The following is a 13,946-nucleotide window of genomic DNA, read 5'->3' as shown; positions in this document are numbered from 1 at the left end:
ACTGTCGAGCCATAGGGTTTCAAGGGGAGCAACAAGATGATCAAACGTAATCTGCTGGTAATGGGCCTGGCGGTCCTGTTGAGCGCCTGCGGCTTCCAGCTGCGCGGCACCGGCACCACCGAGCTGGCCATCACGGAGCTGGACCTCAGCGCCCGGGACGCTTATGGCGAGACCGTGAAGATGCTGCGCGACTCACTGGAAAACAGCGGCGTGAAGGTCTACAACGGCGCGCCGTACAAACTGGTGCTGACCAGTGAACAGCAAAGCCAGCGCAGTCTGAGTTACGCCGGTGCCGGTCGCTCGGCCGAGTACGAACTCAACAACGTCCTGAGCTATGAGATCCGCGGCCAGAACAATCTGGTGCTGCTGGACGACAAACTGCAAGTGCAGAAGGTCTACCTGCACGATGGCAACAACATCACCGGTTCCGACCAGGAGTCGAGCGAAGTGCGTGTTGAAATGCGTCGTGACCTCGTGCAACGCATGATGCTGCGCCTGCAACAACTGAGCCCAGCCCAACTGGACCAGTTGCAGCAGACCGCCGACGCCCGCGCCAAGGCAGAAGCCGACGCACTGGAAGCGGCACGCAAGGCTGAAGCGGAAACCCCGCAACAGTCGCCGATGCAAATCCCGTCTGAATAAGCCTTGCGGGGCGCTCCGGCGCCCCGCTCGCCTTCTCTTATGAAGCTCGCTCCCGCCCAACTCGGCAAACACCTGCAAGGCGCCCTCGCGCCGGTCTACATCATCAGTGGCGATGATCCGCTGCTGTGCCAGGAAGCCGCCGACGCCATTCGCTCTGCCGCCCGTCAGCAAGGCTTCGACGAACGCCAGGTGTTCGCCGCCGACGCCAGTTTCGACTGGGGCACGCTGTTGCAGGCTGGGGCGAGCATGTCGCTGTTCGCGGAAAAACGCCTGCTGGAACTGCGCTTGCCATCCGGCAAACCCGGTGACAAGGGCGCCGCCGCGCTGATCGAATATTGCTCACGGCCGGCTGAAGACACGGTGTTGCTCATCAGCCTGCCAAAACTCGACGGCAGCGCGCAAAAAACCAAATGGGGCAAGGCCCTGGTTGAAGGTCAGCAGACCCAGTTCGTACAGATCTGGCCGGTGGACGTCAGCCAGTTGCCCAGCTGGATCCGCCAGCGCCTGTCCCAGGCCGGCTTATCGGCCAGCCAGGATGCGGTGGAACTGATCGCCGCCCGGGTCGAAGGCAACCTGCTGGCCGCCGCTCAGGAAATCGAAAAACTCAAGCTGATGGCCGAGGGCGGGCAGATCACCGTGGAAACGGTACAGGCCGCCGTGGCCGACAGTGCGCGTTTCGATGTGTTCGGGCTGACCGATGCGATCCTCAACGGTGAAGCCGCCCACGCCCTGCGCATGCTCGAGGGCTTGCGGGGCGAAGGCGTCGAGCCTCCGGTGATCCTCTGGGCTCTGGCCCGAGAGTTACGCCTGCTGGCCAACCTCTCATTGCAATACAGCCAGGGTGTACCGTTGGACAAGGCTTTCAGCCAAGCCCGTCCGCCGGTGTGGGACAAACGCAAGCCGCTGATGAGCAAGGCCCTGCAACGCTACTCGGCACCGCGCTGGGCACAACTGCTGCTCGAAGCCCAGCGCATCGATGCGCAGATCAAAGGTCAGGCGGCAGGGTCGCCATGGATGAGCCTGAGCCGCTTGTCGCTGTTGATGGCTGGGCAGCGACTCCCTTTGCCCGCTGAGTAGTCACTCGGCAGAAGCACACTGCATACCTGTGGCGAGGGGATTTATCCCCGCTGGGTTGCGAAGCAACCCCAAAACTAGGCGCCGTGGAGTGTCAGGCAGTTTGTAATGGGGACGCTTCGCGCCCCAGCGGGGATAAATCCCCTCGCCACGGGTCATCTTCCACCACAAGTTGCGTGTCCGTCTGATGACACTTCTTGCACACCCCAGGGACTGGACAACCTCCCGACTCTGCCCCATGATTTGCTCCGCAAAACCACCCCACGAGAGATCCCATCATGAGCAAAAAGCCATCCAAGCATGGCCCCAACAAGGCCAAATCCATCATCGCCCAGCCCCTGTTCCGCAGCCGCCAGGAACGACCCGCCAAGGGCAAAGGCAGCTACCGCCGCGAAGCCTTCCAGTCTGACAACTGGGAGGCTTCTTGCTTTGTGGCGGCTTGAAACACCCGGACCAGCCCTATTCTCCTTTGCGCATGATAAGGTCAGCATCTGATTTGTTTATCTGGACCCGTGCATGCCCTTTTGTCTTTCCCGTCGTTGGCCCCTGCGCCAATTGATTGCAGCCACAAGCGTCGTTCTGCTTGTCGCCTGCGCAGAAAAACCTACCGCCGCCGACGCCCAACCGCTCAAGACCGTCCCTGCCGTGCCTGCTCCTGCCATCGTGCCGCCCGTGGTCCCGACCGGTGACAACCTGGTCATCGCCCCCACGCAAACTTTCGCCGAATGGCAAGCCGGGTTTCGCAAGCAAGCCCTGGCCGCGGGAATCCGTGCCGACCTGTTTGATCGCGCCTTTATCGGCGTCAGCCCGGACATGAGCGTCATCAAAGCCGACCGCAGCCAGCCGGAATTCAGCCGTCCGGTGTGGGAATACCTCGATGGAGCGCTGTCGCCGCTGCGAGTACGCCGGGGCCAGACACTGGTCCAACAGCATGCCGACATCCTGCAAAGCATCGAGCAGCGCTATGGCGTCGACCGCCAAGCCTTGGTTGCGGTGTGGGGCATGGAAAGCAACTTCGGTCAGTTCCAGGGCACCAAGTCGGTGATCAACTCCCTGGCGACTCTGGCCTATGAAGGGCGGCGCCCGGGGTTTGCCCATGCGCAGCTGATCGCCGCACTGCAGATCCTGCAAGACGGCGACATCGCTCCGGAAAAAATGCTCGGTTCCTGGGCCGGAGCCATGGGCCAGACCCAGTTCATTCCCACCACGTACAACACCCACGCGGTGGATTTCGATGGTGACGGCCGCCGCGATATCTGGGGCAGCGCCACCGACGCCCTGGCCTCGACCGCGCACTACCTGCAAAGCTCTGGCTGGCAGCGCGGACAGCCGTGGGGCTTCGAGGTACAGCTCAAAGAAGGGTTCGACTACCCGCTGGCCGACGGCGCGATCCGCAAACCCGTCTCCGAATGGCTGCAACTGGGCGTCAGCCTGCCCAACGGCAGCCAGGTCCCAGCCGGCGCCGAACACTTGTCGGCAGCCCTGCTGCTGCCGGCCGGCTATCGCGGGCCGGCTTTCCTGGTGCTCGATAACTTCCGCGCCATCCTCAAGTACAACAATTCCTCGTCGTACGCCCTGGCGGTGAGTTTGCTGTCAGAACGCTTCGCCGGCGCGGGGCTGATCAGCGGGCAATGGCCAAAGGACGATCTGCCCTTGAGCCGTAGCGAGCGCTTCGAACTGCAAACCTTGCTGGGCAAACACAACTTCGACGCCGGCACGCCCGACGGCATCATCGGCGCCAACACCCGCAAGGCCATACGCAGCGCCCAGCAGTCGTTCGGCTGGCCCGCGGATGGTTATCCGACGCACAAGCTGCTGGAAGGGTTGCGTAACCGCTAGATCGCCTTATGGCCGCTGCCCTCATCGCGAGCAGGCTCGCTCCCACAGCTGACTACCAAACGCGGTCCAGTGTGGGAGCGAGCCTGCTCGCGATGAGGGACTTTCAGGCAACAAGCGCTCGGCTGACCACCACATCCTGCTCCAGCACCAACCTCTTCTCCCCCGCATCCAGCGTCACCAACGCGCCCATGGGCAACGTCAGGTTCGGATCGCAATGCCCACTGCGCCAACCGGACAACACCGGGATGCCAAACGGCTCGAAGGTCTGCTGGAACAGCTTGTTCAACGCCTCAAGGTCCACCCCGGCGACATCCCCCAGCAACACACCCCGCAACTTTGCCAGCGTGCCAGCCAGCCGTAACTGAGTCAGCAGACGGTCGATGCGGTAAAGCGGCTCGTTGATGTCTTCCACCAACAGGATCACGCCTTCAGCATCGATTTCGTAGGGCGTGCCCATGGTCGCGGCAATCATCGACAGATTGCCCCCCAGCAAACGCCCGCAGGCGATGCCGGGTGCGACGGTAGTCAATGGATAAGCTGCGGGATGGCTCAGCACACTGCCGGCCTTCAACTGCCCACGCAACAGGCTGAAAAAAGAAGTGACGGTGGAGGGTTCCTTGTCGCCGAGAAGATCGGCGTTGAGCAACGGGCCATGAAAGGTGACGAACCCTGCATATCGGCTGATGGCCAGGTGCAAGGCGGTGATGTCGCTGTAGCCGACGAAGGGCTTGGCGTTGCGCCGCAACAGGTCGAAATCGATGCGATCCAGCAAACGCGGGGTGCCGTAGCCGCCGCGCAGGCAAATGATCGCTTTTACTTCTGGGTCGGCGAAGGCGGCATGCAGGTCGTTGAGGCGTACTTCGTCGCTGCCGGCCAGGTAGCCGTCCTTTTCGTACACACCTGGGAATATACGCAGCTCATGGCCCCGGGCGCGCATCCATTGGATGGCTTTGTCCGTTTCCAGGTTTGCTGGACCGGCGGGGGCGATGACGGCGATCAGGCCTTCGGTCGGGAGTGCTGGGACGGGGTGATGTGGATTTAGGGTGTGAGTGGGTTCCATGAGTCTCCCGGTTTTTAGGCATGCTTATGGGTGTATATCCGTTTTTTGCGTAACGGCGGCTGGCGGTTCCGCTCTTACAGCGGGTCACTTTTGGAAGAGCCGGATGCCGGACCAACCAAAAGTAACCAAAAACGCTTTGCCCCACCACTCGGCACCTCGCTTAGGCTCGGTGTGCCCGAACGCAGGCATTGCTCCGTGGGCCCGCCGCGAAGGGCCATCCATGGCCCAGCGCGGCTATCCCGGCATCCATGCCGGGATGCCCACTGCGCAATACCTGCGTTCGGCCAGCGTGGTTTAACGGGGCGTCCAGATCAAGATCAAGATCAAGATCCAAAGCAAAGCAAAGCAAGAGCTGGGCATGTCCAGCATCTATGTGGCTGAACCACCGCTATCGCGAGCAGGCTCGCTCCCACACTTGATCTTCAGCAGCCACAACACTCATATAACCCGCAGCCCCCCTGTGGGAGCGAGCCTGCTCGCGATGAGGCCAGCAAAGCCAGTATCCATGTATCTGAACCACCGCTTTCGCGAGCAAACCCGCTCCCATAGGGGAAACGCGATACCCCCAAACCAGGCCGGCTGTCAGGCCGCCTCGCGGTGGACGTTGATCTGGGGCGCCCCGTTAACCACGCTGGCTGAACGCAGGCATTGGTTCGTGGGTAACCCGGCATGGATGCCGGGTTACCCACGAACCAATGCCGGAGTGAAGGCATGCCGAGCCTAGGCGAGGCACCGAGTGGTGGGGCAAGAGCGTTTTGGTTACTTTTGACTGGGCCGGCTTCCGGGCTCTTCAAAAGTGACCCGCCGTAAAGGCGGAACCATAAGTAGCCGTTACCGAAGAAACGGATATACACACCACTCCAAAAACCAACGCTAGAAAATCAAGACCCGAGCAACTCAGCCTTAACCAACTTCGCCTGCTCATCCGCATGATACGAAGACCGCACCAACGGCCCGGAAGCAACGTTCTTGAAGCCCATCTTGTACCCTTCCTCAGCAAACCAGGCAAAGGTATCCGGGTGCACAAAACGCTGCACCGGCAGGTGACTACGCGAAGGCTGCAGATACTGACCCAGGGTCAGCATGTCGATGTCATGCTCACGCATGCGCTTCATGACCTCGATGACTTCTTCGTCAGTTTCCCCCAGGCCCAGCATCAAGCCGGATTTGGTCGGAATGTGCGGCATCATCTGCTTGAAGCGTTGCAGCAAGGTCAACGACCACTGGTAGTCCGAACCCGGACGCGCAGCCTTGTACAGGCGCGGTACGGTTTCCAGGTTGTGGTTGAAAACATCCGGCGGCTCGGCGGCGGTGATTTGCAGTGCGATGTCCATGCGACCGCGATAGTCCGGCACCAACGTCTCAAGCTGCACGTTCGGTGACAGCTTGCGGATTTCGCGGATGCAGTCGGCAAAGTGCTGGGCACCGCCGTCACGCAGGTCGTCGCGGTCCACCGAGGTGATGACCACGTACTTGAGTTTGAGGTCGGCAATGGCGATGGCCAGGCTTTCGGGTTCGTTCACGTCCAATGGCTTCGGCCGACCATGGCCGACGTCACAGAACGGGCAGCGACGGGTGCAGATGTCGCCCATGATCATGAACGTAGCGGTGCCGCCGGAGAAGCATTCCCCCAGGTTCGGGCAGGACGCTTCTTCACAGACGCTGTGCAGTTTGTGTTTGCGCAGCAGCGCCTTGATGCGGTCGACTTCCGGCGAAACCGGGATGCGCACGCGGATCCAGTCGGGTTTCTTCGGCAGTTCGGTGGTTGGGATGATCTTGACCGGGATGCGTGCAACTTTCTCGGCGCCGCGCAGCTTTACGCCGGCCTCGACCTTGGCACGCGGGGCCGGACGCTCGGTAACATCCAGCGTCGGGATCATGGTTTGCACAGCATCAGTAGTCATATCAGTCGATTCCGCCCGTGAGGGTCGTCTGCTCAGCGTAGTCGAGGTGTTTGACGAGCTGCGCGCGCAGCCGGGCACTTACCTCGGCAAATTCAATCGATCCTGTGTGATCGCACAGCTGGGTCATCGCCAGCCCCGCATAGCCACAGGGATTAATCCGTCGAAACGGCTCCATGTCCATGTCCACGTTCAACGCCAGGCCATGAAACGAACAACCGTGGCGGATGCGCAAACCCAGAGAGGCAATTTTCGCCCCGTCGACGTAGACACCCGGAGCATCCGGCTTGGCCGCTGCTGTCACGCCGTAGCTGGCCAGCAGTTCGATCAGGCAGGTCTCCATGCGGGTGACCAGCTCGCGTACGCCGAACCCCAGCTTGCGTACGTCCAGCAACAGATAGGCCACCAATTGACCGGGGCCATGGTAGGTCACCTGGCCACCGCGGTCGGTCTTCACCACCGGGATATTCCCCGGCAGCAACAGGTGTTCGGCCTTGCCGGCCTGGCCCTGGGTGAACACCGGCGGGTGTTGCACCAGCCAGACTTCGTCACCGGCGGTGGTGCCGCGGTCGTTGGTGAAGCGTTGCATGGCATGCCAGACCGGCTCGTAAGCCATCTGGCCCAGCTCGCGAAAGCCCAGCGTGCCCGGCATCACAACACCATGTGCACGAACCCGGTCGCTCGCAACTCGCTGTTGATGTCGTACAGCTGTTCCTGACCGGTGGCAATGATGTGCAACTGAATCGTCGTGTACTTGCCGTTGGTACTCTGGCGTTCGGCCAGGGTCTTGTGATCAACGGTGGCGTGTTTTTCAAGAATCGCGATGATCTTGTCCTTGAATCCCACACCGGTGTCGCCAATTACCTTGATCGGATAATCCTCGCAAGGGAACTCGATCTTTGGCGCCTTTACTTCTGAGTCTGTCATGGCGTAACGGCCTCGTAAGCCGTGGTAACGCACATGGCCCCGCACCGGAAAGGAACGGGGCCATGCAGGTCAACACTTCAATCAGTTGAACAAGCCGTAGAAGAATAGACGGATGCTATCCCAGATGCGGCGGAAGATACCACCTTCCTCGACCGCGTCCAGAGCGATCAGGTCAGCGCTGTGCACCACTTTGTCGTCCAGCTTGACTTCCACCTTGCCGATCACGTCGCCCTTGGCGATTGGCGCGATCATTTGCGGATTCATGGTCATGGTCGCGACCAGCTTTTTGAGCTGGCCTTTTGGCAGGGTCATGGTCAGGTCCTGGGCCAGGCCGGCCTTCACCTGATTGGTGGTGCCTTTCCACACCTGGGCCTGGGCCAGTTCGGTGCCCTTCTGGTAGAAGGTCTGGGTTTCGAAGAAGCGGAAACCGTAGGTCAGAAGCTTCTGGGTTTCAGCGGCACGGGACACTTCGCTGTTGGTGCCGAAAACGACGGCGATCAGGCGCATGCCGTCACGAACGGCCGAAGACACCATGCAATAGCCGGCTTCTTCGGTGTGGCCGGTCTTCAGGCCATCGACGGTCTTGTCGCGCCACAACAGCAGGTTGCGGTTAGGCTGCTTGATGTTGTTCCAGAAGAATTCCTTCTGGGAGTAGATGGCGTAGTGCGCCGGGTCTTCGTGAATGATCGCTCGCGCCAGAATCGCCATGTCGTGAGCCGAAGAGTAGTGCTCCGGGTTCGGCAAGCCGGTCGGGTTCATGAAGTGGCTGTTGGTCAGACCCAGGTCGCTGGCAGTCTTGTTCATCATGTCGGCGAACGCATCTTCGCTGCCGGCGATGTGCTCGGCCAGGGCGACGCTGGCGTCGTTGCCGGACTGGATGATGATGCCGTGCAGCAGGTCGCTGACGGTCACTTGCGAACCGACCTTGATGAACATCCGCGAACCGCCGGTGCGCCAGGCATTTTCGCTGACGGTCACCGGATCGTTTTCACCGATCTGGCCACGACGGATTTCCAGGGTGGCGATGTAGGCGGTCATCAGTTTGGTCAGGCTGGCCGGTGGCAGGCGCTGGTCACCATTGTTCTCCACCAGGACCTCGCCGCTGCTGGCATCCATGAGCACAAAGGATTTGGCGGCCAGTTGAGGGGGCGCGGGCATCATCTCGACCGCGAACGCGGCAGGTGAGAGCAGCAGCGGGACTAGCAGGCAAAGGCGTTTGGCAAAGGTGGTGATGTTCATCCGTCTCTCGAAATCGCTAATGGAAACTGCCCGAAGGGCAATACTAAACAGGCCACCTTCTAACGGGTCGCCGCGTATTTAAGTTGCTCACTCACATCCCTTGCCGGGCTTTTGTTATTCGTAGAGCCAACAACCTGGCCCGCTCCAACCGCTAGCGGGCCTTCAATCAAATCATTCCGCGCTAACCACGCTCGGCGAACCGAGATTGGCCAGGCGTACACTGTTCTGCACCTGCTGGACTTCATCCGGAGAACCGATCGGCCCCAGGCGCACCCGATGCAGCGTCTGCTGGTTGCGCACGATGGAGCTGATGAAGACCGGCGCGCTGACCATCGAGCTGAGCTTGGATCTCAACAGTTCGGCAGCGTCCGGGTTGGCGAACGCGCCGACTTGCAGATACTGGCCAGACGCTGTTGCAGAAGCGTTTTTTTTTGCGTCGAGCGGCACGGGCACCACGGCGGCGGCATGTTGCTGCGGCGGCGGGGACCATTGCTCGACCGTACCGGTGGAAGCCGTCACGGTCGGCGCGGCATTTTGCGCCACTTTTGGCTCGTTGAGCATCAAAGGCGCCGGACGGCCTCGTTGGGCCCACCATTCCTGCGGATCGATGCCTTCGACCTTGACCCGCGCGGTGCCGGTTTCAGCGTAACCGAGTTTTTTTGCCGCCGCATACGACAGATCGATGATGCGGTCGGAATAGAACGGCCCGCGGTCATTGACCCGCAGGATCACGGCCTTGTTGTTGTCCAGGTTGGTCACCCGCACATAACTGGGCAGCGGCAAGGTCTTGTGGGCCGCGCTCATGCCATACAGGTCATAAACCTCGCCATTGGCGGTGTTCTGGCCGTGGAACTTGGTGCCATACCAGGACGCCGTGCCCGAAGCGACGTAACGCTTGGATTCGGCCATCGGGAAATACGTCTTGCCCAGCACCGTGTACGGGTTGGCCTTGTACGGGCCGGTGTGCAGGGTTGGCGTGGCGTCGGGAATGCGCGAAACATCCACGTCCCACCACGGCGCGCCGTCCTTGTGGGCCCGGTTGATGTCCAGGCCTGGCGTGGCGCGCACGGCAGTAGAGGTTTTCTGGGCCGGCGGGCGACTGGTGGAGCAACTGACGACCAGCAACGACAGTGCAGCCAGCGCTACCAGCTTCAGGGGTCCGGCTTTCAGGGGTTGATAGGTAGGCAATGCCTGCATTATTTGACGCCCCGTGCTTTGACCAGCTCTTCAGACAGCTGATGCACGGCCATGGCGTACATCACACTGCGGTTATAACGCGTAATCGCGTAGAAATTCTTCAGGCCCATCCAGTACTCAGGGCCTTGTTCGCCTTCCAGGCGAATCGCGGTGACTGGCATGTCGTCACGCAGCGCATCATGACTCGACCACCCCAGCGCCCGCAACTCCCCGACGGTCTTCGTCGGCTCGATGCCTGTGGTCAGGCCTTCGTCTACCTGGTCGCCACGCACGTCTGCACGGCTGACCACCGGCTCGCCAGGCTCCCAGCCGTGGCGCTTGAAGTAGCTGGCAACACTGCCGATGGCATCGGTCGGGTTGGTCCAGATATTAATGTGGCCATCGCCGTCGAAGTCCACCGCATAGGCGCGGAAACTGCTGGGCATGAACTGCGGCAAGCCCATGGCTCCGGCATAGGAGCCCTTGAGGGTCAACGGATCGACCTGTTCCTCCCGAGCCAGCAGCAGGAACTCGCGCAGCTCCTTGCGGAAGAACTCGGCGCGCGGCGGATAATCGAAGCCCAGGGTCGACAGCGCATCGACCACCCGGAAATTCCCGGTATTACGACCAAAAAACGTCTCGACACCAATAATAGACACGATGACCTGAGCCGGCACGCCATACTCCTGCTCGGCGCGAGCCAGCACGGCCTCGTGCTGGCGCCAGAAGTCCACGCCCCGGGCGATGCGCGCCTCGGAGATGAACATCGGCCGATACTCGCTCCACTGCTTGACCCGCTCGGCGGGCCGGGAGATCGCGTCGAGAATCGACTGCTTGCGCTGGGCCTCGCGGAACACCCCCATCAGCTGTTCACCGGCAAAACCGTAGTCGCGGGTCATTTCACCGACGAATTCGGCCACTTGCGGCGAGCCTTCATATTCGCCGGCCAGGGCGTGCGACGCACCGCCCAGGAGGCCGAACAGGCCGACCCACGGCGCAAATCGCGTCGACCAGCCACGCATTGCTTGCATTGAACTCTTCACCTTATTCAAACCTGCGCGATCCACTTGCGATGGGTATGGATCGACATCAAAACCCCAAACGCTGACAGTAGCGTCACCAGCGAAGTTCCTCCGTAGCTAATGAATGGCAACGGCACCCCCACGACCGGCAACAGGCCACTGACCATACCGATATTGACGAAAACATAAACAAAAAACGTCATGGTCAGACTGCCCGCGAGCAATTTGCCGAACAATGTCTGGGCCTGGGCGGTAATCACCAGGCCACGGCCGATCAACAACAGGTAGATCAGCAGCAGCACGCAAATACCCACCAGACCGAACTCTTCGCCCAACACGGCGATGATGAAGTCGGTGTGGCTTTCCGGCAGAAAGTCCAGGTGCGACTGGGTACCCAGCAACCACCCTTTGCCGAACACACCGCCGGAGCCGATGGCGGCCTTGGACTGGATGATGTTCCAGCCGGTGCCCAGCGGATCGCTCTCCGGGTCGAGGAACGTCAGGACCCGCTGCTTCTGGTAGTCGTGCATCACGAAGTACCACATGGCCACGGACACCGGCACGGCGGCAGCGATCACGCTGAGGATCCAGCGCCAGCGCAACCCGCCCATGAACAGCACGAAGGCGCCGCCGGCCAGGATCAGCAACGAGGTGCCGAGATCGGGCTGGCGCACGATCAGGATAAACGGGACCCCAATCAGCAGCAGGCTGATGCCCACATGCTTGAGCTGTGGCGGCAAGGTGCGCTTGGACAGATACCAGGCGATGGTCGCCGGCATGATGATTTTCAGGAACTCGGAAGGCTGGAAGCGAATCACCCCGGGGATGTTGATCCAGCGTGTCGCCCCCATGGCGTTATGGCCCATGATGTCCACGATCACCAACAAGACCACGCCGCCCACATAGGCCAGTGGCACCCAGCGCGCCATGAACCGAGGCTCCAGTTGGGCGATAAAGATCATCGATACCAGGCCGATGCCGAATGAAGTGGCCTGCTTGGCCAGCAGGTCCCAATTCTTGCCGCTGGCCGAATACAGCACGAACAGGCTGCCGGCGGCCAGTGTCAGCAACAGGATCAACAACGGACCGTCGATGTGCATGCGCTGCAACAGAGTGGCGCGACGACGCATCACATCTTCGCTGGAGAGGATCCGGTCGAAATTATTCTTCACGGGCCGTAGCCTCCGCAGTGATGGGGCTTGCGTATTCGGGCTTGAGCTGGCCGTGTTCATCCAGCAGCCAGGCGTCCATGATCTGGCGCACCACCGGCGCGGCAACGCCGGAGCCGGACTCGCCGTTCTCGACCATCACCGACACGACGATCTTCGGGTTTTCGGCCGGTGCGAAACCGACGAACAAGGCGTGGTCGCGGTGGCGCTCCTGAACCTTGGAACGGTCGTACTTCTCGCCCTGCTTGATCGCGACCACCTGGGCCGTACCACTCTTGCCGGCAATCCGGTATTGCGCGCCGATGGCAGCCTTGCGCGCGGTGCCCCGGGCGCCGTGCATCACCTGCTGCATGCCGATATTGACCTTCTGCCAGTCCGACGGATTACGCAGGATGATGTCCGGCACCGGGTTGGGGTCCACGGGCTTCTGGCCTTCGATGGTCTTGGCCAGATGCGGGCGATACCACTTGCCTTTGCTCGCCACCAGGGCTGTGGCCTGGGCCAGTTGCAGCGGCGTCGCCTGCATGTAGCCCTGGCCGATCCCCAGGATCAACGTCTCACCCGGGAACCACGGCTGGCGGCGGGTCGCCCGCTTCCACTCGCGGGATGGCATCAGGCCCGGCGACTCTTCGAACATGTCCAGGGACACTTTCTGACCGAGACCGAACTTGCCCATGTAGGACGCCAGCCGGTCGATCCCCAGCTTGTGGGCCAGGTCATAGAAGTAGGTGTCGTTGGACCGCATGATCGCCGTTTCCAGATCCACGTACCCGTCGCCGGAGCGATTCCAGTTGCGGTACTTGTGGTCGTAGTTCGGCAGTTGGTAATAACCGGGGTCGTAGACCCGGCTGGAAGCGGTGATCACACCCGCGTCCAGCCCGGCAATGGCCACCGCCGGCTTGATGGTCGAACCCGGCGGATAGAGGCCGCGCAGCACGCGATTGAACAGTGGCCGATCGATGGAATCGCGCAACTCGGCATAGGCCTTGAAACTGATGCCAGTGACGAACAGGTTCGGGTCGAAACTCGGCTGGCTGACCATCGCCAGGACCTCGCCGGTGTTCGGGTCCAGCGCCACGACAGCGCCGCGCCGGCCGCCCAACGCCGCTTCGGCGGCTTCCTGCAATTTGATGTCCAGGCTCAGGACGATGTCCTTGCCGGGGATCGGGTCGGTGCGCTTGAGCACCCGCAACACGCGGCCACGGGCATTGGTCTCGACTTCCTCGTAGCCCACCTGGCCGTGCAGTTCGGCCTCGTAGAAGCGCTCGATGCCGGTCTTGCCGATGTGGTGGGTACCGCTGTAATTGACCGGGTCGAGGTTCTTGAGCTCTTTTTCGTTGATCCGCCCCATGTAGCCCACCGAATGGGCGAAGTGCGCGCCTTGGGGGTAGTGACGCACCAACTGCGCCACCACTTCAACGCCCGGCAGGCGGAACTGGTTCACGGCGATCAGGGCGATCTGCTCTTCGGTCAGCTCGAACAGGATCGGCACCGGCTCGAACGGGCGCCGGCCCTGGCGCATGCGCTTCTCGAAAATCGCCCGGTCCTCGGGGGTCAGTTGCAGCACTTCGACGATCACGTCGAGCACCTTCTGCCAATCCCCGGAACGCTCACGGGTCATGCTCAGGCTGAAGCTGGGCCGGTTATCGGCCACCACCACGCCGTTGCGGTCGAAAATCAACCCGCGAGTCGGCGGAATCGGCTGCACATGCACGCGATTGTTTTCCGACAGGGTCGAGTGGTACTCGTACTGAATCACCTGGAGGAAATACAGGCGCGCGATCAGCACACCAATCAGCGCCACGACCGCAATTGCACCGAACACGACGCGACCACGCACCAGGCGGGCGTCTTTTTCGTGGTCCTTGATGCGGATCGGCTGAGGCATGAGGGCAGG

At 61.5% G+C, this 13,946-nt stretch carries 14 protein-coding genes; 5 read left to right on the top strand and 9 right to left on the bottom strand.

Annotated elements, in window-relative coordinates; all coding sequences use genetic code 11:
* Nucleotides 1-36 precede the first annotated feature (36 nt).
* The 4 genes from CRX69_RS07810 to CRX69_RS07795 all read left to right on the top strand — a co-directional run bounded on the left by CRX69_RS07810 (nucleotide 37) and on the right by CRX69_RS07795 (nucleotide 3,555).
* Nucleotides 37-642, top strand: coding sequence for an LPS-assembly lipoprotein LptE (locus CRX69_RS07810; protein ID WP_107321820.1), 606 nt, complete (start codon nucleotides 37-39; stop codon nucleotides 640-642).
* Nucleotides 643-681: 39 nt separating this feature from the next.
* Nucleotides 682-1,719, top strand: coding sequence for a DNA polymerase III subunit delta (gene holA / locus CRX69_RS07805; RefSeq protein ID WP_047229501.1), 1,038 nt, complete (start codon nucleotides 682-684; stop codon nucleotides 1,717-1,719).
* A gap of 275 nt (nucleotides 1,720-1,994) precedes the next feature.
* A complete protein-coding gene (gene arfA / locus CRX69_RS07800) occupies nucleotides 1,995-2,159 on the top strand; it encodes an alternative ribosome rescue factor ArfA (RefSeq protein ID WP_047229500.1) in 165 nt (54 codons plus the stop codon).
* Between the two features lie 73 nt (nucleotides 2,160-2,232).
* Entirely contained in the window at nucleotides 2,233-3,555 is a 1,323-nt protein-coding gene (locus CRX69_RS07795; RefSeq protein WP_107321819.1) for a lytic murein transglycosylase, read from the top strand.
* Between the two features lie 103 nt (nucleotides 3,556-3,658).
* On the opposite strand, the gene CRX69_RS07790 is transcribed toward CRX69_RS07795, so the two are convergent.
* Nucleotides 3,659-4,615 (bottom strand): S66 peptidase family protein, encoded by a 957-nt coding sequence (locus tag CRX69_RS07790; RefSeq protein WP_047229498.1) that lies wholly within the window; start codon nucleotides 4,613-4,615, stop codon nucleotides 3,659-3,661.
* A 103-nt stretch (nucleotides 4,616-4,718) separates the two neighbouring features.
* Between CRX69_RS07790 and CRX69_RS07785 the strand changes: the two genes are divergently transcribed.
* Nucleotides 4,719-4,913 carry a nucleoid-structuring protein H-NS gene (locus CRX69_RS07785; protein WP_080962927.1) on the top strand — a complete coding sequence of 65 codons (195 nt, stop codon included), beginning with the start codon at nucleotides 4,719-4,721 and terminating at the stop codon, nucleotides 4,911-4,913.
* Between the two features lie 583 nt (nucleotides 4,914-5,496).
* Here CRX69_RS07785 and lipA read toward each other — a convergent pair.
* The 8 genes from lipA to mrdA all read right to left on the bottom strand — a co-directional run bounded on the left by lipA (nucleotide 5,497) and on the right by mrdA (nucleotide 13,937).
* Nucleotides 5,497-6,519 carry a lipoyl synthase gene (gene lipA / locus CRX69_RS07780; RefSeq protein ID WP_047229497.1) on the bottom strand — a complete coding sequence of 341 codons (1,023 nt, stop codon included), beginning with the start codon at nucleotides 6,517-6,519 and terminating at the stop codon, nucleotides 5,497-5,499.
* A 1-nt stretch (nucleotide 6,520) separates the two neighbouring features.
* Nucleotides 6,521-7,168, bottom strand: a complete 648-nt coding sequence (gene lipB / locus CRX69_RS07775; RefSeq protein WP_107321818.1) for a lipoyl(octanoyl) transferase LipB — start codon at nucleotides 7,166-7,168, stop codon at nucleotides 6,521-6,523.
* Nucleotides 7,168-7,443: a DUF493 domain-containing protein gene (locus CRX69_RS07770; protein ID WP_047229495.1), complete on the bottom strand. Its 276-nt coding sequence runs from the start codon at nucleotides 7,441-7,443 to the stop codon at nucleotides 7,168-7,170. Before CRX69_RS07770 ends, lipB begins: the two co-directional genes overlap by 1 nt.
* A gap of 81 nt (nucleotides 7,444-7,524) precedes the next feature.
* Nucleotides 7,525-8,682 (bottom strand): D-alanyl-D-alanine carboxypeptidase family protein, encoded by a 1,158-nt coding sequence (locus CRX69_RS07765; RefSeq protein ID WP_107321817.1) that lies wholly within the window; start codon nucleotides 8,680-8,682, stop codon nucleotides 7,525-7,527.
* A gap of 171 nt (nucleotides 8,683-8,853) precedes the next feature.
* Nucleotides 8,854-9,879, bottom strand: a complete 1,026-nt coding sequence (locus CRX69_RS07760) for a septal ring lytic transglycosylase RlpA family protein (RefSeq protein WP_107321816.1) — start codon at nucleotides 9,877-9,879, stop codon at nucleotides 8,854-8,856.
* Nucleotides 9,879-10,889, bottom strand: coding sequence for a lytic murein transglycosylase B (mltB, locus tag CRX69_RS07755; protein WP_047229492.1), 1,011 nt, complete (start codon nucleotides 10,887-10,889; stop codon nucleotides 9,879-9,881). The genes CRX69_RS07760 and mltB overlap by 1 nt, the downstream gene beginning before the upstream one ends.
* 17 nt (nucleotides 10,890-10,906) lie before the next feature.
* Nucleotides 10,907-12,010, bottom strand: a complete 1,104-nt coding sequence (gene rodA / locus CRX69_RS07750; RefSeq protein ID WP_047229517.1) for a rod shape-determining protein RodA — start codon at nucleotides 12,008-12,010, stop codon at nucleotides 10,907-10,909.
* A gap of 31 nt (nucleotides 12,011-12,041) precedes the next feature.
* Nucleotides 12,042-13,937 carry a penicillin-binding protein 2 gene (mrdA, locus tag CRX69_RS07745; RefSeq protein WP_047229491.1) on the bottom strand — a complete coding sequence of 632 codons (1,896 nt, stop codon included), beginning with the start codon at nucleotides 13,935-13,937 and terminating at the stop codon, nucleotides 12,042-12,044.
* Nucleotides 13,938-13,946 lie beyond the last annotated feature (9 nt).

This window comes from Pseudomonas rhizophila (assembly GCF_003033885.1).
Taxonomy (GTDB): Bacteria; Pseudomonadota; Gammaproteobacteria; order Pseudomonadales; family Pseudomonadaceae; genus Aquipseudomonas; species Aquipseudomonas rhizophila.
The sequence above is the reverse complement of the archived record's forward strand: the minus strand, read 5'-3'. Positions and strand labels throughout refer to the sequence as shown.

Coding starts and splice junctions, on each gene's coding strand:
- CRX69_RS07810 (WP_107321820.1), top strand. CDS start 37: ATGATCAAACGTAATCTGCTGGTAATGGGCCTGGCGGTCCTGTTGAGC.
- holA (WP_047229501.1), top strand. CDS start 682: ATGAAGCTCGCTCCCGCCCAACTCGGCAAACACCTGCAAGGCGCCCTC.
- arfA (WP_047229500.1), top strand. CDS start 1,995: ATGAGCAAAAAGCCATCCAAGCATGGCCCCAACAAGGCCAAATCCATC.
- CRX69_RS07795 (WP_107321819.1), top strand. CDS start 2,233: ATGCCCTTTTGTCTTTCCCGTCGTTGGCCCCTGCGCCAATTGATTGCA.
- CRX69_RS07790 (WP_047229498.1), bottom strand. CDS start 4,615: ATGGAACCCACTCACACCCTAAATCCACATCACCCCGTCCCAGCACTC.
- CRX69_RS07785 (WP_080962927.1), top strand. CDS start 4,719: ATGCCGGACCAACCAAAAGTAACCAAAAACGCTTTGCCCCACCACTCG.
- lipA (WP_047229497.1), bottom strand. CDS start 6,519: ATGACTACTGATGCTGTGCAAACCATGATCCCGACGCTGGATGTTACC.
- lipB (WP_107321818.1), bottom strand. CDS start 7,168: ATGCCGGGCACGCTGGGCTTTCGCGAGCTGGGCCAGATGGCTTACGAG.
- CRX69_RS07770 (WP_047229495.1), bottom strand. CDS start 7,443: ATGACAGACTCAGAAGTAAAGGCGCCAAAGATCGAGTTCCCTTGCGAG.
- CRX69_RS07765 (WP_107321817.1), bottom strand. CDS start 8,682: ATGAACATCACCACCTTTGCCAAACGCCTTTGCCTGCTAGTCCCGCTG.
- CRX69_RS07760 (WP_107321816.1), bottom strand. CDS start 9,879: ATGCAGGCATTGCCTACCTATCAACCCCTGAAAGCCGGACCCCTGAAG.
- mltB (WP_047229492.1), bottom strand. CDS start 10,889: ATGCAAGCAATGCGTGGCTGGTCGACGCGATTTGCGCCGTGGGTCGGC.
- rodA (WP_047229517.1), bottom strand. CDS start 12,010: ATGCGTCGTCGCGCCACTCTGTTGCAGCGCATGCACATCGACGGTCCG.
- mrdA (WP_047229491.1), bottom strand. CDS start 13,937: ATGCCTCAGCCGATCCGCATCAAGGACCACGAAAAAGACGCCCGCCTG.